The following is a 24451-nucleotide window of genomic DNA, read 5'->3' as shown; positions in this document are numbered from 1 at the left end:
CGTGATTTTCCCGCTCTGCTTTATGCCCGTTACTACTATCGTTGCTACGACGGGCCTTTTTTCAACATGGCAATCATTTCCTCAACGCCGTCAGGCGGATGGGGCGCGGTGCGCAGCAAGTCGTATAACGCGAAATCAATCACATCTGCCGGCAGCCACTGGCGCAAGGCTTGCGTGAGAGTGGAGAGAGCCTCCTGTTTTTGCCCCAAGCAGAGCAGAGCGATGGCTTTGTTTTCGAGCAAGCCCGCTACAGACTGCAAATGCTCCTGCCAGGCTTTGTCCCACTGTGCCAGGGCCTGCTGGAAATATCCCTCGCTATAGGGAATAAGGCGGTCTGATAAGGGGCCGTATTCGTCGCCAGGCAGGATGACACGGGCTACGTCGCTGTTCGGGGGAATCTCGTCGAAGGGGAAGATTTCTTCGCGTATCTGATGCGCACGCCATCGCCTCCAAAGCCAACGAAAGGAAGCGATGATCGAGCCCACCACCACGACAAGGATGCCCGGGCCAAGGAGCAAGTTCAGGGCATCTCGGTGCTCTTGGATCCATTTCAGAAAATATCGCTCATGCTCCCCAACTCCCCTGCCATGCGAGGACGCTAGCGCATTGTCTTGCGCATGCTGGCTTGTGCTTGACAATAGTATAAGAGCAAAGCGATCAAGTGTCAAAATGTGTCAGCGCTGCAAACGCCGAGAGTAGGGACAGGTCTTGCTATTCGCCTCCGTCTCAACCACTGCAAAGGGCAAAGAGATCTATCTGTGAAACTATGCTTCAGCAGTCCAAACGGTCAGGGTTAATTGACTAGCACAGCGTCTTGTGCTATATTGGCGCAGTTTCAGTTGCTTGTCGGGTGGCTGTCAGGAAAATTTGCGCCTTTTCGAGTACAATGAAAATGAAAGATCGCGACATGCCAGGCATCGCTTCGTCCAGGCTGTAGCGAAGAATGCATAAAGGAGGTGTTCCATGTTTTGGGTCATGCTGTTTTTGGCTGTGGTGCTGTTTGTGTTCTTTTACCTGCTCTCGGGCATCCGCATGTTGTACCAGTACCAACGTGGGGTGGTCTTTACTCTTGGCAAGTACAGTGGTACCCGCAATCCCGGTTTGACCTGGATTGCGCCCATCTTCCAGAACATGCGCGTAGTGGACATGCGCATCAAGACCGCGGACATCCCCAAGCAGGAGGTCATCACTCGCGATAACATCACCATCCTCGCCAACACGGTGGTCTATTTCCGCGTGGAGAGGCCGGAAGATGCCATCATCAAGATCGAGGATTACGGCTATGCTGTGCGCCAGTACACGCAGACTGCCCTGCGCGATGTCGTGGGCAACAGCGAGTTGGACTTTGTCCTGAGCGAGCGCGAGAAGATTGCCGAGAGCATCCGCAAGATCGTGGACGCCGAGACTTCTGGGTGGGGCATTGACATCGAATCCATCAAGATCCAGGAGATCGAGCTGCCTGCCGAGATGAAACGCGCCATGGCGAAGCAGGCCGAGGCGGAGCGCGAGCGCCGCGCGGTGATCATTGCTTCGCAAGGCGAGCTGTCCGCTGCCGAGAACCTGATGAAAGCGGCTGAGATGCTCGCCAAGAGCCCCGGTGCCCTACACCTGCGCACCTTGCAGACCATCCGCGACATCGCTGCCGACCCGTCGGAGAAAATCATCATCTTCATGCCCAGCAACTTGGAGGAGACCGTCGCCAAGCTCGTGCAGAAGGGGTAAAGGGCCATGCTGCGCCGTATCATCCGCAAGCAACTGGAAGCTGCCCTGGAACAACAGCGCGCCCAGGGCCGTGTGGACCCCCGATTGGAAACCCTTCTTGGCGAAGGATGGCCAGAGGCGAAAGAAGTGGCAGAACAGTTCATGGCGCTGCCCAGCCGAAGCAGGCTCAGCAGCGACTTTCGCTACCTGCAACTGGCGTTCAACGAGGATTGGGCACAAGCGCGTCGCCTTCTTCCGGCTATCCCAATGAGCGAGCGCGTCCTGATCGAGGCAGGCACGCCATATATCAAACGCGAGGGCTTGAAAGGGATCCAGGCGATCCGTAGCTACTGGCCAGGACATATCGTGGCTGATTTGAAAGCGTCAGACGGTGGTGCCGAGGAGGCAGAGATGGTCTATGCCGCGGGCGCCACTGCCGCCACGGTGCTGGGCAGCTCGCCGATCGAGACGTTGGACCGCTTCATCGCTGCCTGTGAGCGGCTGGGCATGGAGTCCATGATTGATATGCTGGGCGTGAGCGACCCGCTGCGCGTGGTAACGCAGTTGAGAAAGCCGCCCAGGGTTGTTGTCCTGCACCGTGGTCGGGATGAGGAGGGCACACGTGGCAAGGTAATCCAGTACCGGCATGTCAACCGTCTGCGCAGCAAATTCGACGTGCTCATCTCTGCTGCGGGCGGTGTGGATTTGCGCGAGGCGCGCAGCGCCATCTTCAACGGCGCCAACATCGTGGTGGTCAATATCGTCTCGCCAGGCAAGCCCTGGGAAGGCATCCGCGCTGATGCGGACGTGGGCGGGCTGGCGCGCGAGTTCCTGGAGACTATCGAATAAGAGGACATAGCCGGGGAATGAATTCCCCGGCTGAAGTGAGAAGCCCCTGAAAGGAGTTTTTCGCTTTTAGCCAGGGGTTTCAATCCCTGGCATCTGCTTGGCGTGGACAATAGTCCACGCCAAGAATGCAGGCGGACTGTTGTCCGCCTGGGACAGGAATGCCATCAACGAATGGCTGCGCCAAAACGAATGAACGAATCTCTGCCTATTCGTTCCCCTATTCGCTGATGGCCATCTCCCAGGGGGAGAGGCAGTCCGAGCGCTGAAGCGCTCACTACAAGCATAGCCATAATGATTCGTTTCCCATTTGCCATCTCTAGCCCTTGGCGCTAAAATTGGCCATCTCATGCAAGGAGAACAATGCGTGCCCATCTCTTATCCAGAAGCGCTGAGCTATTTATACAGCCTCACCAACTATGAGATCAAGTCAACCTATGCCTACGCGCCGCAGTTCTTTGACTTGCGACGTGTCGAGCGCCTGCTCGAGGCGCTGGACAATCCGCACCACAAGTTCCAGAGCGTGCACATTGCCGGCACCAAAGGCAAAGGCTCCACTTGCGCTATGCTTGCCTCCATTCTCAAGATGGCCGGCTACCGCACCGGACTGTACATCTCGCCGCACTTGCACTCTTTCCGTGAACGCATCCAGGTGAACAACGACTATATCCCCGAGGCCGACTTTGCGGCCCTTGTGGGTCAAATTCGCCCTATCGCGGAGCGGGATAAGGAGTTGACTACCTTCGAGGTCGCCACGGCGCTTGCTTTTGCCTACTTCGCGCAAGTCGGGGTGGACATTGCCGTCGTAGAGGTGGGCCTGGGTGGGAGGCTGGATGCTACCAATGTCATCCTGCCGCTCGTTTCCATTATCAGCACGATTGGCCATGACCATATGCACATCCTTGGCAAGACGCTGCGCAAGATCGCTACCGAGAAGGCGGGTATCATCAAAGAGGGTGTGCCCGTCGTATCTGCGCCGCAGGAGCCGGCAGCGATGGCGGTGATCGAGCGCGTCGCCAGCGAGAAACATGCCCCGCTCCATGCCGTCGGCAAGGACTGGCAATGGCGCAACACCGAATACAGTTTGGAGGGGCAGGAATTCACCGCCACACATCGTGGGCAGAACCCTCTCCCCAACAATGGGCTTTACAAGGAGCTTTATATTCCGCTCCTGGGCAAGCACCAACTGCGCAACGCCACTGTCGTCCTGCAGACCGTCGAAGTGCTGCGTTCCTTAGGGTGGCAGGTCAGCAATACGGCGTTGCGTCAAGGGCTGCGCGATGTGGTCTGGCCAGCACGTTTCGAAATCATGGGGCGCTCCCCCTACTTTATCGTGGACGGAGCGCACAATGTGGATTCGGCGCGTTGCCTTGCCGAAACTCTGCAGCAATACTTCCCGAACCGAAAGCCATGGTTTGTCCTCGCCATCCTCAGTGACAAAGACATCCCAGCTATCCTGCACCAGTTGCTGCCGCATGCCCGCGGTGCGACCTTCACTCGTTCGCACCATCCACGCGCAGCAGACCCAGAGCAATTAGAGACGGAAGCAGTCCGCTATGGCATTCCCACCCAAGTGATCGCTGATGTAGGTGAAGCCACGCGTGTGGCATTGGGACAGGCAGACACGGACGGGTTGGTGGTAGCGGCAGGCTCCTTCAGCACAGCGGGCGAAGCCCGCGAGGCCTGGCTGCGTCTGCACAATATGCCGCTGCCACCGCTAGACCCCAAAGTCTAAACCGCCTCCCTCCGTCATTGTGAGCCACTGCAGGCGGCAAGGTTTGCTCCGCACAGTCCGCGCAAGGGGCTGGGCTGGCCCTCACCCCCAACCCCTCTCCCAGAGGGCGAGGGGGGTGATGGAGATCCTTCGCTGCCCCTTCGCTCTGCTCGAGGCAAGGCTCAGGATGACACCGTTCTCAGCACGCTCTGTGGTGCAAAAATCAACGACCTTCCCCACCTACCCCGCTTGCTGCCTGCGCCTTGGCGCGCAGTTCCTTCACTAGGCAGGCCAATTGTGCCGCGCTCTCGCAGCTCAGATGGATAGGCTGGCGACCCTTCTTCGTCTCGTAGAGCAGGCGCACCGCAGGCCGACAGCGCAAGCCAAAGCACAGCTCACCAACCTGGATTTCGACGACGTGGCGCGGTTCTAGAAAGATGTACCACCAGCCGCGCTCATCAGTGGGCACGCCCACGCCAAGGATATTGAAAGCGCGCACCTTGGCTGCCAGGATATGCTCCGCCAGTTGCGTCGTCCAGAATACTACCGGCACCTCCACCAGGTAGCGGCTCATATTGCTCACCTCAAAGACGCCGCTGCCATGCAGAAAGAGCTTTTCTTCGGCGGCAAGGTCTGGTGTGGCATCTGTCCAAGCGACAGGGCGCACCCGGAAAACTACGTACCGCCTTCTATCCGCCCAGAAAAGCAGGAAAGCCAGGAGAAAGCACAGCACAATCAGGCCGGCATCGCTCCAGGCAAATCCGCGCTCCCAGCCGCGCCAGGCGACTGAAGCAGCCGCGAACAAGCACAGCAAGATCGCCCCGATGCGCAGGCACAAGAAACCCACCTTGCTGCGCTGCAAGGCATAGGCAATGGCGTAGATGAGGCCTAGAAAGCGATTATACATGGTTGATCAGGAGGGAGTGAAGGGATTGCGTGTTACATGCTTCGTATTCCGTGTCCCGATTCGTGTGCGCCCTTGCTACCCACAGGATGCGCCTGGTCTCCTCATCCGGCGGGTCGAAGCTGAAGCATTCGTAGGCAGCTTCTACGCGCAAGCCGGCCCTTTCCAATGCCGCCCGGACTTGCATGTTCTCGTAAGCCCTTTCCATGTGTCGTTCCTCGAAGCGCTCGTACAGCCCGTTTTCCTGCCGCACAAAGCCCACCACATCTACGGTGGATAGCCCCATTTCTGGGTCGTAGCTGCTGACCATGACGATGGCCAGGTTCTTGCCCTCGACAAAGAAGGTGTTGTTATCCCACACATGCTCCAGCATCTCCCGGGTGTTCATGTCGCCCATGAACACGCCATTCGGCAGCAGAGCCGCTGCTACGCGCTGGAAGACGAGCTGCAGGTCAGCAAGGGTGAGCATGTAGTTGAGGCTGTCGTAAAGGCAAGAGACCAGCCCCACCGCGTGCGGCAGGACGAATTGGCGCATATCTTGCTGACTGAATGTCACTGACTGCCCTATCTGCGCTGCTTTGCGCCTGGCTTGCTCCAGCATACCCGCGGAGGCATCCACGCCATAGACCTCCCACCCTTGCTGGGCAAAAGCCACCGCCACTGTGCCCGTGCCACAGGCCAGATCGAGCATAGAACGTGCCGGCACAGGATGGCGCTGCAATAGCTCATCCAAGTAGGGGATCATCTTCAAGCTGAAGGCAATTTGCCCGGACTCGTCGTATACCCGTGCATACTGGTCATAAATAGCCATGCACTGATTATAGCAGCAAACAGCAAAAGTGCAACTCAACCTTGACCCATTTCAGCAGAGTGCGGACTGTTGTCCGCGCGGAGCAATACGCCGCGTAGGGGCGAATCTCGTATTCGCCCCCGTATTCTCAGTTGGCGGCGACTTCCAGACCCAGCACCTCTTGCTCCAGCTCGCGTTGGAATTGCTGCACATGGAGTTGGTAGTAGCGCCCCTTAGCACGCAGGAGCTCGGCATGGCTGCCCATCTCGACGATGCGCCCGTGGTCAATGAACAGGATGCGGTTGGCGCGCTTGATGGTAGAAAGGCGATGGGCAATGATAAAGCTGGTGCGGCCCTTCATCAACGCCTCCATGCCTTTCTGGATAGAGGCTTCAGTTAGCGTGTCCACGGAACTGGTCGCCTCATCCATGACAAAGATGTCTGGCTGCGCCAGTACCGCCCGCGCCAGGCTGATGAGTTGCTTCTGCCCCACCGAGAGCAGTTGCCCGCCTTCGCCCACCTCTGTATCGTAGCCCTTCTCCAGCTTCACGATAAAGTCGTGTGCACCTGCGATAAGCGCCGCCTCTTCCACTTCCTCATCTGTAGCTCCTAGGCGGCCGTAGCGGATGTTTTCACGAATGGTGCCGGAGAACAGGTGTGGCGTTTGCAGCACCACGCCAATGCGCGATTGGATAGAGTGTAATGATAACTCCCGATAGTCGCGCCCCGCGATGCGGATTACCCCCTGACATGGCTCGTAGAAGCGGCACAGGAGGTTGACGATGGTGGTCTTACCACCGCCGGTAGGCCCCACCAGGGCGATGGTCTCGCCTTGTTTGACATAAAGATTGAAATCCTCCAGCACGGGCGTTTCTGGATCGTAGTCGAAATAGACGTGCTCGAAGGAAATGTCGCCGCGGATGGTGTCCACTTCCACCGCGCCGGGTCGGTCCGCTACGGTGGGCGCCGTATCCAGCAGGGCAAAGATGCGCTCGCCGGAGGCCAGGGCATGCTGCAGCTCGGCATAAACACGCGCCAGGTCCTGGATGGGCCACATCATAAAGCCAATGTAAGAGAGAAAGGCCTGGATGCCGCCGATGGTGATCCCGCCCCAGCGTATTTGCCAACCGCCGTACCCGATGACGCTGGCCGCGCCCAAGGCGCTGATGATCTGCACGGTGGGCAGGAACAGTGCAGAAAGCCAAGCCGCACGGTAAGAAGAACGGTACATGTCCGAAGAAAGCGCGCCGAACTCGCGCAAATTCTCCTCTTCGCGGCAAAGCGCCTTGACCACGCGCACACCGGTGATATTTTCGTTGTAAGCGGCGGTGATCTTGGAATTGAAGCGCCGCACGCGGCGGTATTCGCGGAGGATCCTCTTCTGGAACTGCGCCGCCACCACCAGCAAGATAGGCAGCATGGTCAGGACAATCAGCGCCAACCGCCAGTTGATAATGTACATGAAAACAGCGGATGTGGCAATATTCAGCAGTCCCCAGGTCACGTCCAACAACCCCCAGGTGACCAGATGCGCCACACGTTCCGAATCCGAGGTCACGCGTGCCATGATCCAGCCCACTGGCCGGCGGTTGAAGTAGTCGAAGGACAGTTCCTGCAGGTGGTCGAACATCGCCTGACGCAGGTCATACTCGATGCGCTGTCCCAAGATGCCTACTAAATAAATGAAAGCGAATACGCCGAGCGCTTGCGCCAGGATCGTCGCGCCATAGATCAACAATGTCTGGACAAAAACGGTCTGATTGCCGCCCAAAATGCCCTGGTCAACAATCTGCTTGCGCAGGTAGGCAAAGACCGAATCCAGCACCGAGACAACGGCGACCGAAACCATGAACCCAACCACCCACTTCCAGTGCGGCTTGGTCTGAGCCAGGATGCGGCACAGCGTCTGCAGGCTGACCTCTGTTTGCTTTTCTTCCTCTTCGTCAAAGTATTCCGACACTGGCTATCTCTTTCTCTAGCTCGACATCCACCCGCGTCTGCAGCTCATAGATGCGCCGGTAGATGCCCTCTTGCTGCAGCAGTTCCTCGTGTGTACCCATCTGCACGATGCGACCCTGGTCAAAGACCAGAATTAGGTCGGCGTTCATCACGCTTTGGATGCGGTGGGCGATGATAAAGGTAGTGCGGCCATGCATGAGGCGCTCCAAAGCCTGGCGAATGAGGTGCTCAGTCTCCACGTCCACCGATGAGGTGGCGTCGTCGAGGATGAGGATGCGCGGATCCTTCAAAAGCGTGCGGGCAATGGCGACGCGTTGTTTCTGCCCGCCAGATAGCATCACCCCGCGCTCGCCAACGAGCGTGTCATAGCCTTTTGGGAACTGCATGATTTCATCGTGAATGGCCGCGGCGCGCGGCCGCCTCTATTTCGTCCTGCGTGACCTTGCGCTGGACGCCGTGGGTCAAGTTCTCGCGGATGGTGCGCGAGAAGAGGAATGGCTCCTGCTCCACGATGCCGATCTGCCGACGCAGGTAGTGGCGTGGGTAGTCCTTCAACTCCACGCCGTCCAGGGTCAGGCTGCCATTGGTGTAATCGTAGAAACGGGGCAATAGGTTCACCAGCGTCGTCCTGCCCGAGCCGGTCGAACCCAGCAGGGCAGTTACCTGCCCTGGTACGCAGCGGAAGGAGATATTGTCCAATGCGCGATAACCTGAAGAGTACTCGAAGCTGACGCGATCGAAGATGATTTCACCGCGCACATTGCCTCGCGGCTGGTATCTGCCTTCCGTCAGCGGCTCGCGCTTCTGCGCGATGATCTCAGCGACGCGTTCGTAAGAAACCAGCCCGCTGGACATCTGCACGATGAGCCGCCCCAGGTTGCGTATGGGCCAGACGACCCAGATGAGCAAGCCAGTGTAAGCCAAATAGGTGCCCACAGTGATGGTGCCATGCATTGCCATCCAGGCGCCTACGGCCACGCCGAACAGGGTCTGTGCGCCACAGATTGTGTCGGAGATGGGCCAGTACAGCGCATGCATGGTCATGAAACACCGCGCGCGACGGAACTTTTCCCAACTATCCTGCTGGAACTTTTGCCGTTCAAAGTCCTGGCGGGCAAAGGCCCTGACTACGCGCACGCCGGTCAGGTTCTCCTGCAAAGTGGTGGAGACGACCGCTTCCTGTTGCTGCATCGCTTCATAGGCTTTGGAGACCCTCCTGAAGAAGAAGACGGACATGGCAACCAGGATGGGCACGGCGACCACGGAGAGCAGCGCCAACCGTACGTTCAGGCGCAACAGTGCCGCAAGGCTGATGAGGAACAGGGAGAGGATGCGCCCCACGCCGATAGCCTGGTCGGCAAAGAAACGGCGCACCGCATCCACATCGGAGGTGCAACGCTCAATCAGTTCGCCGGTGGAGGTGTGGTCGTGATAAGTGAATGACAAGCGTTGGATGTGGTCGAAAAGGTAGTTGCGCAGGCGCAATGTGATGCCCTCGGCGGTGTAGGCAGCCAGCCGGCCGCTGAGAAAAGTGAACCCGCCTTCTAACGCCGCCAGCCCGACAAATGCTAGCACGACCAGCCACAAGTAGCTCAGGTCCTGCGTCAGCACCTGATCCACGAAGTAGCGCAGCAAGAAATGCTCTCCTGCCCTGGAAGTAGCGGCAATAGCCAGGCTGACCGTGGCGGCCAGGTAGGGCAAACGAAAGCCAGTCATCAGCCGCCACAGGCCCTCTAAGCGGTTGGAAGTGACCATGTCCTTCAAATCGTATGCATTTTTCGTCGCAGATGAGCGCGTCATACAAGTCCTAGAGATGGTTGTTTGCGCTGTTCGTGTTTCAACCGAACAAGGACAATGGACCATTTTAGCACAGAAATGGGTTTTTTCCAATTTTGCCGCAAAGCCAGGCGGAGGGGAATAGTTTTTACTACAAAGGCACCAAGACACCAAGTTTTTATCATATCAAAGACGGCGGACTGTTGTCCGCCTGGAGCAAACCCTGCCGCCTGGGGCGGCTTGCAATGGCGATGTGGCGCTTTCTTCCCGTGTCTAGAGCGGCGCAGCAGTAAGCCTCTTGAGTTTGTCCAGTGCATCCGCCCAGGTGATGCGGGATAGGCCCAATTTGCGGCGCAGGAGGTCCTCATCCATGCCCGCTTTGAGGTCGCGCACGGCGCAGGTCCAGCGCAGGATCTCGAAGGAGACGCTCCGCGATGGCAACCCAGCCCGTTTGGTGCACTCGTCCAATACGTATTCCAGGTTGCGTGCCGTGCACTCGAAGAGTTTGGTCTGGGGCTTGTACTGGGAAATGTACTCTCTCAGGACAGCGGGAAACTGAGGTGGCAGGCGCAGTTTGCGCTCCTTGTAGCGCTGGCGGATGCTTTCGTAGCGGATGAAGACGGTGGGCATATTGGGATCGGAGATGTCAATGTCGGTAGGAGCGATGTTCATGCACTCGGACTTTTTGATGCCCGTGCTCAGCAGCAGGATGCACAGAAGATGGGGGCGCGCATCGGGTTTTTGCGCATTGCGGCGCCACTTCTCGGTAGCGGTGAGGAGCTGAGCGATTTCTTTTTCGGATAGCACACGGGGTAGGGGAGTGCTGACGCGCTGGTGGACAAGCGGGGCAGCGGGGTTAGATGGGATGATGCCTTCCTCCGCCAGCCAGGAGAAAAAGACTTTGAGTGTAGTCAAACGACGCGCCAGCGATTTCATCTTGCAGGGCACGCCGCGTTCGTGGCGCAAGTAGTGGAGAAAGTCCTCCAGTTGTTTGGTGCTGATGTGGCCGATGACCGCCCTTTGGCCCAGGTAGCGAGAGAGAAGGCGCAAATCGCTGTCGAAGGCTTTGATCGTGTGGATGCTCAGGTCTTGGCTGACCATGTGGGCGTGGAAGGCTTCAAGAGCTTTGTGCAGGGAAGAGTTGGCAGTCAGTTTTGCAGTCTCTTTTGCGCTCAGTGGCGCCTCTTCGGTAGATGAGAGCAGCGGTTGTTGAGACATCATGGCAGTCTCCTTCGTATAGGACTAGTTTATGACATAATTATAGCAGGGACTTTAGACTTGTCAAATATTGGGAATATGCGAACGGACGGTTGCAACGAGAAAAGGTCATTCGTATATCCATGGTCTCGATTCTCATTGCCAAGCGGAGTTCGCCACCAGCGGATAGCTGCGCCGGAACGAATTTCTCTTTTTGCTTCGGCTGGAGCACAGTCCAGGGATGTGGCGCGTGGGCTGTTGCCCGCGCTGAGCGGAGTTCGCCATATCAACGGATGGCTGCGCTGGAACGAATCTCTCTTTGCTTCGGCTGGAGCACAGTCCAGGGATGTGGTGCGTGGGCTGTTGCCCGCGCTGAGCGGAGTTCGCCATATCAACGGATGGCTGCGCTGGAACGAATCTCTCTTTGCTTCGGCTGGACCACAATCTAGGGATGTGGTGCGTGGGCTGTTGCCCACGCCGAGCAGAGGATGGCGGCTAGATCGTGGCGCATTCGTTTATTCGTTGCCTTATTCGTTGATGGCATCCCATGACAAAAGCGACTTTCAACACCTCGGGCTGTATCCCTTGACAAGAATGCGTCACATGGATATAATTGAGACAAAGTCTCAATTAGCGGAGGGTGGGGTATGTTGGCTGACGTTGCGGAACGCTTGCAGCAAGCGGGCTATCGCATTACCAGGCCACGCCGGGCGGTATTGCAAGTGCTGGAGAGCGAAGGGGAGTTCCTCAGTCCAGCAGAGGTGCTGGCGCGCGGGCAGGCGATTTACCCTGCGCTGAGCAGGGCGACCGTTTACCGCACGCTGGAGATTTTGGCGCAGTTGGGGCTGCTGTGCATGATCCATGCCGGTGAGGCTCGTTCGCGCGTGGCCTGCGTGGAGATGCACCATCGCGGGCATCACCTTCTGCTTTGTGTGAGTTGTGGCAACGTGATCCCATTTGAGGAATGCGTTGTCAGTGATCTGGAAGCGCTGCTTGCACAGCGCTTGGGCTTCCAAATCAAGGGGCATTTGCTTGAGTTTTATGGCTTGTGCGAGGAATGCAGAGAGCGGCAGAAGGCGGAGGTACTAGAGGAGGGGGAAAGCGGTGAGAATGCGTAATACCCTACAAATAGGGATGCTGATCCTGGTCTTGTTGCTCGTCTCCTGTCGTCCCGCGGCTCCAGTACCAAGAACGACGACTTCCTTGGATGTGGTGGCGACGCTGCCATTTCTAGCGGACGTTGCCCAGAACGTGGCCGGCGACCGTTTGAGAGTGTCGTCGCTATTGCCTGCTGGTGTGGATCCGCATAGTTATGAACCGACGCCAGCAGATGTGGCCAAAGTTGCCGATAGCGAGGTGTTGATTATCAACGGGGCCGGCTTGGAAGCATTTCTGGAAAGGCTGCTGCGCAGCGTCGGTGGTGAGCGTGTCGTCATCGAGGCGTCAACAGGGTTGGTCAGCCGTACGCCGCACGAGGGCGAGGTTCTGGAAGGCGAGGCTCATGGACATGAGCACGATCCCCATTTCTGGCTCGACCCGAACTTGGTCATCCGCTACGTGGAGAACATTCGCGATGGGTTGAGCCAGGTGGATCCTGAAGGGGCAGCGGTGTATGCAGCCAATGCCGCGGCGTACGTTACTCAGCTCAAGGAGTTGGATGCCTGGATTGCCGAGCAAATAGCGCAGATTCCACCGCAGCGGCGCCTACTGGTGACCAACCACGAGAGTTTTGGCTACTTTGCGGATCGCTATGGCTTGCGCATCGTGGGCACGGTTATACCCAGTGTGAGCACGGGCGCTTCACCCTCTGCCCGGCAATTGGCACGGCTGGTGGATGCTATCAAGGCGAGTGGTGCGCCGGCGATCTTCCTGGAAACGGGCAGCAATCCTCAATTGGCGCAGCAATTGGCACGGGAGACGGGGGTCAAAATCGTTACCAATCTATACACCCACTCTTTGGGAGCAGCAGGTGGCTCACCTTCCAGTTACATCGAGATGATGCGACATAATACGAGGGTTATTGTGGATGGGTTGAAAGGTGAGGAGTGAGGAGTGAGGAGTGAAGGGTGAGAGGTTGTTTGCAGAGACTGAGCCGGCACGGCTGGAAGTGGAGCATGTGAGCGTGGCATACAACGGCCAGCCAGTGCTGTGCGATATAACTTTTCAAGTCGCGCATGGAGCACGGGTGGCGGTGGTGGGACCCAACGGCGCGGGCAAGTCCACGCTGTTCAAGGTGTTGGTGGGGCTATTGCCCTGGCACGGGGGTCGCATCTTGATCCATGGGCGCCCTCTGGGGCATCATCACGATTGCGTGGCTTATGTCCCGCAACGCGAGGAAGTGGACTGGCGCTTCCCACTCACCGTGAGCGACGTGGTGATGATGGGGCGCTATGGGCGGTTGGGTTGGCTGAAGCGCCCAAGCAAAGAGGACCAGGAGGTCGTCTGGCGCTGTCTGGAGCACATGCGCATCGCTGATTTGGCGCGTCGTCCCATCCAAGAGCTTTCGGGAGGACAGCAGCAGCGGGTGTTCCTGGCACGTGCGCTGGCGCAGGAGCCGCACATCCTGTTGATGGACGAGCCCTTCACCGCAATTGACATGACCACGCAGGAAGCGATTATGGCGCTGCTGGAAGAGCTACGGGCGCAGCAGGTAACGGTGTTGATTTCGACACACGACCTGAGCCTGGCCTCGGCGCACTTCGACCAGGTGTTGTTGCTCAACCGGCGTGTGATTGCTTGCGGAGCCGCACACGAGGTGTTCACGCAGGAGCGACTGGCAGAGGCTTTTGGCGGGCAGTTGTTCATCCTGGGCGAAGGGGCTGTAGTGGTTGATCAATGTTGCGCGCCAGATACAGGAAGGAGGGTGCGGAGGTGATCACCTGGCTGACTGCGCCATTGGCGTATGAGTTCATGCAGCGTGGACTGATGGCTTCGATCATGGTGGGGGTATTGTGCGCCGTGATTGGCTGCTATGTGGTGCTGCGTTCGATGGCTTTCATTGGCGATGCTCTGGCGCACGCCATCCTGCCTGGCATTGCTGTAGCCTACCTGCTGAAGGGCAATTTGCTCATCGGGGCGCTGGCAGCAGCTGTGGTCGTTGCCCTGGGCATTGGCTTCTTCTCCCGCCAAGGGACGATCAAGGAGGACACGGCTATCGGCATCCTCTTTGCGGCGGCGCTTTCGCTGGGGGTGCTGCTCATCAGCACGATTCGCACCTATGCCGTGGATTTGACACACATCCTCTTTGGCAATGTGCTGGGCGTGAGCACGGGCGACCTGTGGCTGACGGGGGCGCTGAGCCTGCTGGTGCTGACGGCCATTGCTCTGTTGTACAAAGAGTTTCTCGTCATCTCGTTCGATCCAGTGCTGGCTACGACCCTGCGCTTGCCCGTAGAGTGGCTACGCCATTTGATGCTGATCCTGCTGGCACTGACGGTGGTCGTTTCACTGCAGACGGTGGGCGTGGGTTTGGTGGCAGCGATGCTCGTGACGCCGGGGGCAACGGCTTATCTGCTCACGCGTCGCCTGCCGGCCATGATGGCGGTGGCAGCGTTGATTGGCGCCTTCTCGAGCGTCACGGGCTTGTACATTAGTTTCTACTGGAATGTCGCCTCTGGCGCAGCAGTGGTGCTGGTGGCGACCGCCGTCTTTTTGGCAGCGTTCCTGCTGGCGCCACAGCGCGGTGCGCTCTGGCAGTGGCGGAGAGGGAGGCAGACGTCACTGCTGGCGGAATGTGCAGAGGAAAGTTAATTTACCACAAAGGCACGAAGATACCAAGTTTTTATAATATCTTCGTGTCTTGGTGTCTTGGTGGTGAGTACTGCCGCCCGGGTATGCTATTTTGCCACCAGGGTGCACCATTCCAGCGTCGTCTCTTTCATCGGCAGGGCATCTATGGTGGCTCCTTCCAATACCACGCCAGTTGGGGTCGGGCGCGCTTTCCCGAAGCAAGAAGTGGCCACTTCGACCTCCCAGCCGGCTTGGGCGAAACGCTCCAGCAGGGAACGGCGGAAGAGCAGGTCAGAAAGCCCCCATTCGGCAATCCGTGCGGCGTTGTCCTCGTCATCTTCGGGGAAGAAGATGGAGATGGCCAGGAACGAGCCTGAGACAATGCGTCGCAGTTCGCGGAGCAAATCGCCGGGTTCTCTGATGTTCGGCAAACCCTGATAGGTGGTCAAAGTCGCGACCGCACCGTCCTTGAACGGTGTGCGCCGGGCATCGAATGCCAGGAGACTCACGTGGTCGTACAGTCCAAAGAACTCGAAGCGTTTGCGGTCTCGGCGCAGCACGCGGGGGCTAAAGTCGGTGGCGACGACGGGGCGGTTGAGCCCGCGCGCCAACTTTTCAACCAAGTGACATAATCCCGAGGCTAGATCCACGATAGGGCCATCAGTGGTAGCGAGGCGTTCGATGATATAGTTGATTTGTCTCTCCGAGCAGGCGAGGTATTCTGGAGTATAGATTCCCGGAAGGGCTACGTCCCTGGCAGCCTTTGCCTGAGCGAACTGTCCGCGTTCGTCCAAGATCATGGCGCGGAAGAATTGGTCAGCAGGGGACAGAGTCTCCAGCGCCACATTCATCAATTGGCGTTCGACTTCGGGGTGTTCGCGCAGATATTGCGTCAGACGGCTGTCCAAGTGCTCCCACAGGTCATCGCGCGGTAGATCGGGGGTGAGGAATACGCCAATTCCCTCGCGGACGGGATAGGAGGCGGCACATGCCGCACAGCGTGCTTCTGCGGTTTCGATGCGGGCATTGCTGCGCTCGGCAATGCTCCACTCCAGATTGCCGTGACAGGCTGGGCATTGCAGCATTTCGATGAGGTAGGGATGCATATCAGACCTCCGTAGGACGTTCGATAGCAGCGGTGGCCCAGACGACCAGGGCATAGCCCAGGGCACATGCGATCAATGCCACAATTTGAGCAGTCAAAGAAAAGCCACCAGACCAGCCATAGCGCTGATCAAGCCCGGCAACGATATAGCGCGCCAACTGAACCAGGCCGAGCATGCTCATGATGGCCGTGTCCCAAGTCTTAGCCCCCTTGCGCGGACCCAGGCGCTCAGCCAGCAGGTCTGGGTTGGAGCGGATAATGATGCTGGCTGTCGCTATGATCCACGCTAACATCACTGCAAGGCACGCCCAGGCTGGCCACCAATCTATCCGCCCGGCTGATGCAAACAGGGCCACGCCCATAAAGACAAGTCCCATAGCCTCGCGAATGGCATAACGTACGAGGAGTTTTGTGTTCATAGTCCAGCGTTACCTTGTGCAAGTCTCGGCATTGGGGCTGCTCTTGCGAGGATGGTGCGCTATCAATTTCAAGTGGCAGTGATGCTGCAATTGAGCCTGCCCCAGTGCTTCTTCTAGAACCCTGTGGCAATGGCCACAGCGCTGGCGAGCCAGCAAGTGGCAATGAGCACTGCGTTGCTGACGTAGTAGGTCACGGGCTGGCGTGCGCGCAGTTGCGGCGCATTCACTTCCAGCCATTCTCCAAGACGGTAGCCCAGCGGGAAGAGCATGGCAGAGGCTACTGCCCAGGGGATGCCTTCTGCCGCCAGGAATGCCAGCAACCCCCCCGGACGGTTGAAGGAGAGCAGGTACAGGCAGGGAGCCAAACGGATGCCCAGGAAGTGGAATGCTCCCGCGGATAGCAACGCCGCCGAAGCAGCAGTGGCAGCGCGGGCTAGGCTGGTTTTGTGCAGAGCGCGTCCGGCTACGGCGATTGCACCAGCCAGGGTTAATCCTTCCAAGAGCACGGCCAGGCACGAGTTGGCTTTGCACATGACCGATACGTGCAGGATGGGCACGGCCAGTTGTTTGCACAGGATGGCGACGATGGCGATGCCAGCCAGCATCCATGGCTTTTTGAACATGGCCACGGCAATGGCCATGAGTCCGAAGCCAATGCCGGTGAGGATGGCGGCGCGGAAGGGGAGACCGGCACGCTGGATGGCGCTGTTCAGCACGACCTCGGAAAAGCCCCACAGAGAGCCGAGGGCGAGGATAGCGATCCCAATATCGAGCGGTTTGATGGCCTTGGCGTTTTTCATGCGTCTTGCTCCTTTAGATGGTATAGAAAATGGTATAGAAACAAGTTGCAAGGGACGTCGGCGATGATTCAACTGTTCCTATTGCAATTGTATGACGGGATTCGCACAATGTCAAACAGGCGATGATGTCGTTGCAGTAGGGGCAAACACGAGGTTCGCCCATGGTAGTTGTAGGCGCGTCCTCTGCGTAGTATAATCCCATTGGCATTGTTTGCCATTACAGTGCGAGTGAAGGATAACCATGCACATGAGACGCCTGCGCCTGATCATTCCGCTTTTGTTGCTCTGTCTCCTGCTCTTGTTCGCGCTGGGGAAAATGGGAGATGGTTCATCGCCCTCTTTGTCACCTGAACTGGGGCAGGCCCCTTGGCTTCTGGTAGATGAATCCTTCGCGGGTGCGTTCACGATCGTGCCCGCGGGTGCGCGTGAAGGTGGGTTGTCCGTCAATCCGCTGGAGAAGCAGAATGCGTGGGCTTTTTTCTACGCCTACTACCGCCCCTGCGAAAACATTTCCACTGGCTGGACCGGGAACCACGCCACTTGCAACGAAGGGAGCACCTCGGAGGCTTTTCAGGCTGCGGTTTTGCAGCGCATCAATTACTTCCGCGCCATGGCAGGCGTGCCGGCGGATATCACCTTCCGCGCGGAGTTGAATGAGAAAGCACAGAAAGCAGCGTTGATGCTCAGCGCGAACGGGCTGCTGAGCCACACACCGGATGAGAGTTGGCGCTGCTATTCGCTGGAGGGAGCGCAGGGCGCCCGCAGTTCCAATTTGTATTTGGTGGCGCATTCCTGCGAGGCCATTGACGGGTATATGCAGGATGCGGGAAGCGGCAATGCACACGTGCCCCACCGTCGCTGGCTGCTGAATCCACGCACCATGACGATGGGCATTGGGGATATCCCACCAGTTTCGGGCTACCCGGCGGCGAATGCGCTGTTGGTGTTTGGTATTGCCTCTGCCGAAAGGCCCAAAACACGCGACAACTTTTTTGCCTGGCCTCCTCCCGGCTACGTACCCTACGTCGTGGTCTATCCCCGCTGGTCCTTTTCCTACGATGATGCTGATTTCTCCCAGGCTTCGGTTTCCATGACCTACGAGGGCAGCGAGGTGCCCCTCACGCTGTTGCCCGTTGCCGATGGCTATGGCGAGAACACGCTTGTTTGGGAGCCGCATATATCCTTAGAGCGCCCCAGCAAGGATCAATGGTACACCGTGCGTGTCCGCAATGTCGTGATAGGGGGCGTTGTCCATCATTTTACGTACGTGGTGATCCTCTTCGATCCGTACTAGAATGAGGGGAGCCATCAGCGAATAGGGGAACGAATAAACGAATGGACTGCGCTGGCGATTCGTTCATTCGTTTTGGCGCAGCCATTCGTTGATGGCATGCCTGCTCCAGGCGGACAACAGTCCGCCGTCTTTTGGCGTGGGCTGTTGCCCACGCGGAGCAGGGGCGCAATTCAATTGCGCCCCTACAACGCGTGCTCTGCGGTGCAGGCAGGCGTGGGCTGTTGCCCCCGCGGAGCGCTCAGAACACGGCAAGTTGACGAAAGGCGAAGCTAATAGTATACTCGGAAAGCGCGTGGCGCTTATGAGATATTTCTGTGAAAGCGAGGTCGAATTACCATGAAGATAAATCGCATGCTCATGATTGCGATTATCCTGTTGTCGTTTGCCGTGAGCATCTATCTCTATCCCAGGATGCCAGAGCAGATGGCTTCGCATTGGAATGCCCAAGGTCAGGTGGATGGCTACATGCCCAGGTTCTGGGGCGTGTTCTTTCTGCCGTTGCTGCTGGTTGCCTTTGCGCTCTTGCTGCTTGTGCTGCCCAAGATCGATCCCTTGCGGGAGAACATCGAACAGTTTCTGGCGCAGTACGAACGTTTTGTGGTGCTCGCGCTGGGCTTTTTCTTCTATGTGCATCTCTTCACTTTGGCGGCGAACCTGGGCTGGGAGATGCCCATCATGCGGGTGATCTCCCCTGGGATGGCACTTCTCTTCTATGGCGCAGGAGTCCTCGTGGAACATGCCAAGCGGAATTATTTCATTGGCATCCGCACGCCGTGGACATTGGCAAATGAGGAGGTTTGGAACCGCACGCACAAGGTCGGTGGCAAGTGGTTCAAGGCGGCTGGGTTGCTTGCTCTGGGCGGAGCCATATGGCCGCAGTGGGGGCTTTTCTTCATCATGGCCCCTGTGCTCTTGGCGGCACTGTACACGGCCATGTATTCATATCTAGAGTACCAGAGAGTGACCAAAACACCCACAACTTGAAAAGACGCTTGGTGAATGAGTAGCCTCTGCTGCATGTACCGCGGCCAGTTTCGCGGAAGTGCACGGGCAGAAAAACTGCATAAGGGCTTGGCCCAATCAAAGTGGAGGTGTTGAACGTGAGCGCAATTCATACCCGCACCGATTTGCCCGTGTTGTTGATGCATGACCTGGACACCTCATGGACGGTTGACGAGATAGAGGAAGCGCAGCGCGACGTTAACCGCCTGGTAGAGGAACTGCAGGAGCTGGGGCATCCTGTTACCACTGTGCCTGTTTCCAATGCGGAACTGGCTGCCTATCTCGGCGAGTACGATCCGGATCAGCACATCGTTTTCAACTGGTGCGAAAGCCTGCCTGGAGTGCCCTACAGCGAGGCACAAGTGGCCCAGACGTTGAGTGCTTTGGGGTTCACGTACACTGGTTCGCCCGCGTCCGTGCTGACTCTGAGCTGGGCTAAGGGCAGAGTGAAGCGTTTGCTGAGTCAATGTGGCATTCCCACACCGCGTTGGAAGATTTACGAAAGGGCTCAGGCTTCCGATTGGGGTTGTTTCCCAGCCATTGTCAAGCCGGTACATGAACACTGTAGTTATGGCGTCACCCCCGAATCGGTAGTGCTCACGCCGGAAGAGCTATGCGAACGGATCGCCTATGTGCTCGATGTATTTCACCAACCTGCTCTAGTCGAAGATTTCATTGATGGTCGCGAGTTCCACGTTACGCTATGGGGCAATGGGGAGGTGCAAGTTCTACCGCCGGCAGAGATGGATTTCAGCGCCTTTGCTGATATACATGACCGTTTGTGCAGTTTTGATTCCAAGTTCTGTCCTGGTTCATTGCACTATGACTGCATCCAGTTGCGCTTGCCCGCGCCGCTGGATGAGGACGAATGCAGGCAACTGGAGCAGACGGCACGCGCCGCGTACCTGGCTCTTGGCTGCCGCGACTATGGACGGTTGGACATCCGCTTGCGAGGCGGCATTTTCTACGTCCTGGATGTGAACCCCAACCCAGACATCAGCGCAGAAACGAGCACAGTCTATGCCGCAGCGGAGGCTGGCTATTCCTATGGAGCAATGGCCAGTTATCTGATCAATCTCGCCGCGAAGCGTCATCCCAAATTAGGACGACATTGGTTCTGACGGCTTGTTATACCATGCCGTGGTTGCACGGTCATCGCTTATGAAGTGCCGGATAGTGGTATGGTGTGTATATTGATGGCTGCGCTCGTCTGCGATAAAGCGACTGAAGTGGCTAGCGACACGCTTATCGGTTAGTAGCAAAGGCAGGTCTCTTGTCTGAACTGCGCGCGTTGTTTCGCTATGTAAGGCCGTATTGGAAGCAGATGACTCTGGCTGGGCTAGCGCTGATGGCAGGCAGTCTCATCAGCCTAGCCTTGCCTTGGGCGCTGCGTGCTCTGGTAGACTCGGTGTTCGTCAGCCGAGAGCAGAGCCAACTCAACCGATTGATTCTGAGCCTGTTGGTGCTCTTTTTGCTGCAGGCATTGTTCACCTTTGTCCAAAGTTATGCGCTCACTTTCGTGGCACAACGGGTGACGGTGGACCTGCGGCGAGCCATCTATGACCGCATGGTTGGTCTGCCGCTGCGTTTTCTGACTGAGCGGCGCGTGGGCGAATTGGTCTCACGGGTGACGAACGATATCACCGTGATTCAGGCCATGCTGACCGAAACTCCTATCTACCTCCTGCGCGAGATCATCACTCTGGCCGGCGGCGGTGTCTTGATGCTGGTAATGAACTGGCAACTGACTGTGCTGGTGTTTGTCCTCGTGCCAGTGATCTTGGGTGTTTCCGCCTTATTCGGGCGACCTTTGCGGCGCTTGTCCACAGCCGTGCAGGATCGCTTGGCCGATGCCACTGCGGTCCTGGAGGAGACGCTGGCGGGGGTACGCGTGGTCAAATCCTTCGTCCAGGAGGATTCGGAACGACGCCGCTTTGGGCGCTATGTCGAAGCAGGTTTTGGCACGGCGATGCAACGCACTCGCCTGCGCGCAGCGTTCATGGCCTTGATTAGTTTTTTGGGACTGGGGTTCATCCTGGCTCTGTTGTGGTTTGGTGGGCAGCAGGTCCTGGCGGGCATGATGACTCCTGGCGAGATGGTGGCTTTTCTGGTGTACATGATGCTGGTGAGCGGGCCGATGGCGGCGATGGCTGGCCTGTATTCACAGGTGCAAGAGGCGATTGGTGCAGCGCGACGCGTGTTGGAACTGATGCGGGCCGAGCCCGAGCCTTTGGACGATGCGCAGGCTCCAGAGTTGCCGCCGGTGAAGGGATTGGTGCGCTTTGTGGATGTGCATTTCAGTTACAACGGCGTGGAACCGGTCTTGCAGGGGATCGACCTAGAGGTCCAACCTGGCGAGGTCATCGCTTTGGTTGGGCACAGTGGGGAGGGGAAGACCACTCTGGTCAGCCTGCTACTGCGCTTCTACGAACCGACCCAGGGACGCATTGAAATTGATGGCTACGATATCCGTCGCGTGCGCTTACGCAGCCTGCGCGAGCAGATCGGGCTAGTGCCACAGGATATCTTCCTCTTTGGTGGGACGGTGCGCGAGAACATTGCCTATGGCAAGCCCGGGGCCAGCGATGAGGAGATCGCCGCGGTGGCACGCGCCGCTTGTGCCGAGGAGTTCATTGTCAATCTACCGGAAGGTTATGATACGGTGATTGGCGAGCGTGGGGTGCGGCTTTCGAGCGGGCAGCGCCAGCGGCTGGCTATCGCGCAGGCGCTGCTGAAGGATCCGCGCATCTTGATTTTGGACGAACCCACGTCTTCGTTGGATGCAGAAGCGGAGCACGAAGTGCAGATGGCGCTGGAGCGGCTGATGCGCGGACGAACTATATTCATCATTGCGCACCGTCTGGCGACCGTGCAGCGAGCTGACCGCATCGTGGTGCTGGAGGGCGGCAAGATCGTGGAGCAGGGCACGCATTGGGAGTTGATGGCTGCCGGTGGCGTGTATCACCGCTTGTACACGCTACAGTTTGCAGAGAGGTAAGGTTTGATGCGCGCAGCGCAAAGCAAAGTGCGCACTACGAACGACGAAGCGCACTAAAGTGCGCACTACGAACGACAAAGCGCATTAAAGTGCGCACTACGAACGACGAAGCGCACTAAAGTGCGCACTACGAACGAAGCGCATTAAAGTGCGCACTACGAACGAAAGCGCATTAAAGTGCGCGCTACGAACGACAAAGCGCATTAAAGTGCGCGCTACGAACTTATCTATCATGGAGGTGGGAGATGTGTGATACACTGGTGGCAGTGGGCGAGGCTACTGCTGATGGCACGACAATCCTGGCCAAGAACAGCGATCGCGAGCCAAACGAAGCCCAGGTGCTGACGTACATCCCGCGCGCCAGGCACGAGCCTGGGAGCAAAGTCAAGTGCACCTATATCGAGGTTCCACAGGTGGCGGAAACGTACGAAGTGATCCTCTCGCGCCCCTTCTGGATGTGGGGATGCGAGATGGGTGCCAACGAACACGGTGTGGCGATAGGCAATGAAGCCGTGTTCACCAGGGAACCTTATGGCAAGGAACCGGGTCTATTAGGTATGGACATGATGCGCTTGGCCTTGGAACGCGCGGATACAGCACGCAAAGCACTGGATATCATCGTGGAACTCCTGGCGACCTATGGCCAGAGCGGCAATTGCGGCTTTCAGCACAAGACGTACTATCACAACTCGTTCATCATCGCCGATCCCGAAGAGGCATGGGTATTGGAGACGGCAGGCAAGTACTGGGCGGCAGAACGAGTGCGCGGCGTGCGCACTATTTCCAATGGCTTGACCATTGGAAATAAGTGGGACCTGGCTTCGCCTGGGCTGGTGGAACATGCCATCGAGAAGGGATGGTGCAAATCCAAGGAGGATTTCCATTTTGCCCGTTGTTATTCGGATTTCCTGTACACGCGCTTGGATGGCTGTCGGCCACGGCAGTGCCGTTCCACTGCGCTGCTGGAGGAGCAGCAGGGACGCATTACGCCGCAGGTGATGATGTCCGTGCTGCGCGATCACGGCTCTGGCGCGGTTGCCGATGCTACCTGGAACCCTAGCCGGGGCTGGGTGATGGATACCATTTGCGTACATGCTGGGCTGGGGCCGACGCGTCCAAGCCAGTCAACGGGGGCGATGGTGGCTCACCTGGCGCGCGACCTGCCCACGTATTGGCTGACCGGCACCTCCGGGACATGCACGGGCATCTTCAAGCCGGTGTACCTGGGCGGAGCTGGGCTGCCCGACCTGGGACCAGAGCCAAGCGGCCACTACGACGAGCAGTCGTTATGGTGGACGCACGAGAGATTGCACCGCGCTGTGATCCAGGATTATGCAACGCGGATGACCTTGTACCGCAGCGAGCGCGATGCACTGGAGCAAGCCTTCCTGGGTGAGGCAGCAGAGATGTATGCCCAATACCGTGGCATGAGCGTAGAGGAGCGGGCGCCTTTCCTGCGGGATTTTACCGCCTCGTGCTTTGCGCGAGCGCGGGAGGCGACAGTGCGTTGGTCTGAAATGGTTTCAGCAACGCCGGTGAAGCACAAACCATCCTGGCTGTTTAGGCTGGCCTGGGATGGCTTCAACAAAGCAGCAGAGTTCAAGATAGAGCATTCGGTATAGCATCGGATGACAAGGAAGTCTTTCCTCCGCGTGGCCGGACTATGCGGCGTGATTGCTCCGGTCGTTTCACTGGGCATGATCTTCTTTGCCGTTGCCATTTCGCCCTGGTTCAACTGGCACACCAATGCGTTGAGCGACTTGGGGGTCCACCCTGGAACGGCTGGCTGGTTCAACGCGGCGCTGATCATCGGCGGCGTGCTTACTGCCACACTGGCTATCGGCGTGGGGCAATGGATTGGGCCAGGCTGGATTGGTTATTGCGGGACGGCAGCGGCATTCATCGGCGCTGTGGGGCTGATTGGGGTTGGAGTGTTCCCGGAGAACTATGGTGGAGTGCACTGGTACGCCGCAGCGACCTATTTTCTCATCACGCCCGTTGGTTATGTGTTGCTCGGCGCGGCAACATGGTGCAAAGGGCAACGAGTGCATGGTGCGCTGACGATCGCTGCTGGAATAGGCGCTTTCCTAGCAATCATGGGTGTCCCTCACAATGGCTTGGCGGTGCCAGAGATTGTGGCGACGTTGATCTTGACCAGCCGGGTGTTTGCGACGGGCATGAGGTTGTTGTTGGAATAGGAGATGGAAAGCGTCAAAC

The 24451-nt window shown here is 58.0% G+C and carries 21 protein-coding genes and 1 pseudogene; 13 read left to right on the top strand and 9 right to left on the bottom strand.

The window, feature by feature from the left end; genetic code table 11:
* Positions 1-44: 44 nt before the first annotated feature.
* A complete protein-coding gene (locus tag H5T67_08060; protein MBC7245274.1) occupies positions 45-668 on the bottom strand; it encodes a tetratricopeptide repeat protein in 624 nt (207 codons plus the stop codon).
* A gap of 295 nt (positions 669-963) precedes the next feature.
* Between H5T67_08060 and H5T67_08055 the strand changes: the two genes are divergently transcribed.
* The 3 genes from H5T67_08055 to H5T67_08045 all read left to right on the top strand — a co-directional run bounded on the left by H5T67_08055 (position 964) and on the right by H5T67_08045 (position 4282).
* Positions 964-1722 carry a slipin family protein gene (locus tag H5T67_08055; GenBank protein MBC7245273.1) on the top strand — a complete coding sequence of 253 codons (759 nt, stop codon included), beginning with the start codon at positions 964-966 and terminating at the stop codon, positions 1720-1722.
* A 6-nt stretch (positions 1723-1728) separates the two neighbouring features.
* Positions 1729-2550 carry an orotidine 5'-phosphate decarboxylase gene (locus H5T67_08050; protein MBC7245272.1) on the top strand — a complete coding sequence of 274 codons (822 nt, stop codon included), beginning with the start codon at positions 1729-1731 and terminating at the stop codon, positions 2548-2550.
* A gap of 364 nt (positions 2551-2914) precedes the next feature.
* On the top strand, positions 2915-4282 hold the full coding sequence (locus tag H5T67_08045; protein ID MBC7245271.1) for a bifunctional folylpolyglutamate synthase/dihydrofolate synthase: 1368 nt from the start codon (positions 2915-2917) through the stop codon (positions 4280-4282).
* A gap of 202 nt (positions 4283-4484) precedes the next feature.
* On the opposite strand, the gene H5T67_08040 is transcribed toward H5T67_08045, so the two are convergent.
* The 5 genes and pseudogenes from H5T67_08040 to H5T67_08020 form a co-directional block, all read right to left on the bottom strand.
* Positions 4485-5168: a hypothetical protein gene (locus H5T67_08040; GenBank protein ID MBC7245270.1), complete on the bottom strand. Its 684-nt coding sequence runs from the start codon at positions 5166-5168 to the stop codon at positions 4485-4487.
* Positions 5161-5976, bottom strand: a complete 816-nt coding sequence (locus H5T67_08035) for a class I SAM-dependent methyltransferase (protein MBC7245269.1) — start codon at positions 5974-5976, stop codon at positions 5161-5163. The genes H5T67_08040 and H5T67_08035 overlap by 8 nt, the downstream gene beginning before the upstream one ends.
* 127 nt (positions 5977-6103) lie before the next feature.
* Positions 6104-7915, bottom strand: coding sequence for an ABC transporter ATP-binding protein (locus H5T67_08030; protein MBC7245268.1), 1812 nt, complete (start codon positions 7913-7915; stop codon positions 6104-6106).
* Positions 7899-9714, bottom strand: a pseudogene (locus tag H5T67_08025) (ABC transporter ATP-binding protein). The gene H5T67_08030 and the pseudogene H5T67_08025 overlap by 17 nt, the downstream one beginning before the upstream one ends.
* Before the next feature lie 249 nt (positions 9715-9963).
* Positions 9964-10911 (bottom strand): site-specific integrase, encoded by a 948-nt coding sequence (locus H5T67_08020; GenBank protein ID MBC7245267.1) that lies wholly within the window; start codon positions 10909-10911, stop codon positions 9964-9966.
* Positions 10912-11534: 623 nt separating this feature from the next.
* On the opposite strand from H5T67_08020, the gene H5T67_08015 reads away from it, so the two are divergent.
* The 4 genes from H5T67_08015 to H5T67_08000 are packed head-to-tail and all read left to right on the top strand — an operon-like array spanning position 11535 to position 14637.
* Positions 11535-12005, top strand: coding sequence for a transcriptional repressor (locus H5T67_08015; GenBank protein MBC7245266.1), 471 nt, complete (start codon positions 11535-11537; stop codon positions 12003-12005).
* Positions 11998-12936, top strand: coding sequence for a zinc ABC transporter substrate-binding protein (locus H5T67_08010; GenBank protein MBC7245265.1), 939 nt, complete (start codon positions 11998-12000; stop codon positions 12934-12936). Before H5T67_08015 ends, H5T67_08010 begins: the two co-directional genes overlap by 8 nt.
* 52 nt (positions 12937-12988) lie before the next feature.
* Positions 12989-13762 carry a metal ABC transporter ATP-binding protein gene (locus tag H5T67_08005; protein ID MBC7245264.1) on the top strand — a complete coding sequence of 258 codons (774 nt, stop codon included), beginning with the start codon at positions 12989-12991 and terminating at the stop codon, positions 13760-13762.
* The gene (locus tag H5T67_08000; GenBank protein MBC7245263.1) at positions 13723-14637 is read left to right on the top strand and encodes a metal ABC transporter permease; all 915 of its coding nucleotides are present in this window, start codon (positions 13723-13725) and stop codon (positions 14635-14637) included. The genes H5T67_08005 and H5T67_08000 overlap by 40 nt, the downstream gene beginning before the upstream one ends.
* Positions 14638-14723: 86 nt before the next feature.
* On the opposite strand, the gene H5T67_07995 is transcribed toward H5T67_08000, so the two are convergent.
* The 3 genes from H5T67_07995 to H5T67_07985 all read right to left on the bottom strand — a co-directional run bounded on the left by H5T67_07995 (position 14724) and on the right by H5T67_07985 (position 16940).
* On the bottom strand, positions 14724-15722 hold the full coding sequence (locus tag H5T67_07995; protein ID MBC7245262.1) for a methyltransferase domain-containing protein: 999 nt from the start codon (positions 15720-15722) through the stop codon (positions 14724-14726).
* Position 15723: 1 nt separating this feature from the next.
* The gene (locus H5T67_07990) at positions 15724-16140 is read right to left on the bottom strand and encodes a hypothetical protein (protein ID MBC7245261.1); all 417 of its coding nucleotides are present in this window, start codon (positions 16138-16140) and stop codon (positions 15724-15726) included.
* A 113-nt stretch (positions 16141-16253) separates the two neighbouring features.
* Complete coding sequence (locus tag H5T67_07985; GenBank protein MBC7245260.1) at positions 16254-16940, bottom strand: hypothetical protein; 687 nt, start codon at positions 16938-16940, stop codon at positions 16254-16256.
* 247 nt (positions 16941-17187) lie between these two features.
* Here H5T67_07985 and H5T67_07980 point away from each other — a divergent pair, with 247 nt between their 5' ends.
* The 6 genes from H5T67_07980 to H5T67_07955 all read left to right on the top strand — a co-directional run bounded on the left by H5T67_07980 (position 17188) and on the right by H5T67_07955 (position 24432).
* Positions 17188-18234, top strand: coding sequence for a CAP domain-containing protein (locus H5T67_07980; protein ID MBC7245259.1), 1047 nt, complete (start codon positions 17188-17190; stop codon positions 18232-18234).
* 336 nt (positions 18235-18570) lie between these two features.
* Complete coding sequence (locus tag H5T67_07975) at positions 18571-19218, top strand: SdpI family protein (protein MBC7245258.1); 648 nt, start codon at positions 18571-18573, stop codon at positions 19216-19218.
* A gap of 116 nt (positions 19219-19334) precedes the next feature.
* Positions 19335-20357: a hypothetical protein gene (locus H5T67_07970; protein MBC7245257.1), complete on the top strand. Its 1023-nt coding sequence runs from the start codon at positions 19335-19337 to the stop codon at positions 20355-20357.
* 203 nt (positions 20358-20560) lie between these two features.
* Positions 20561-22234, top strand: a complete 1674-nt coding sequence (locus H5T67_07965) for an ABC transporter ATP-binding protein (GenBank protein MBC7245256.1) — start codon at positions 20561-20563, stop codon at positions 22232-22234.
* A 245-nt stretch (positions 22235-22479) separates the two neighbouring features.
* Positions 22480-23856 carry a C69 family dipeptidase gene (locus tag H5T67_07960; GenBank protein ID MBC7245255.1) on the top strand — a complete coding sequence of 459 codons (1377 nt, stop codon included), beginning with the start codon at positions 22480-22482 and terminating at the stop codon, positions 23854-23856.
* Between the two features lie 6 nt (positions 23857-23862).
* On the top strand, positions 23863-24432 hold the full coding sequence (locus tag H5T67_07955; protein MBC7245254.1) for a DUF998 domain-containing protein: 570 nt from the start codon (positions 23863-23865) through the stop codon (positions 24430-24432).
* Positions 24433-24451 lie beyond the last annotated feature (19 nt).

Source organism: Chloroflexota bacterium, from assembly GCA_014360905.1.
Lineage (GTDB): Bacteria > Chloroflexota > Anaerolineae > UBA2200 > UBA2200 > JACIWX01.
This window is presented reverse-complemented; position numbering and strand designations above follow the sequence as displayed.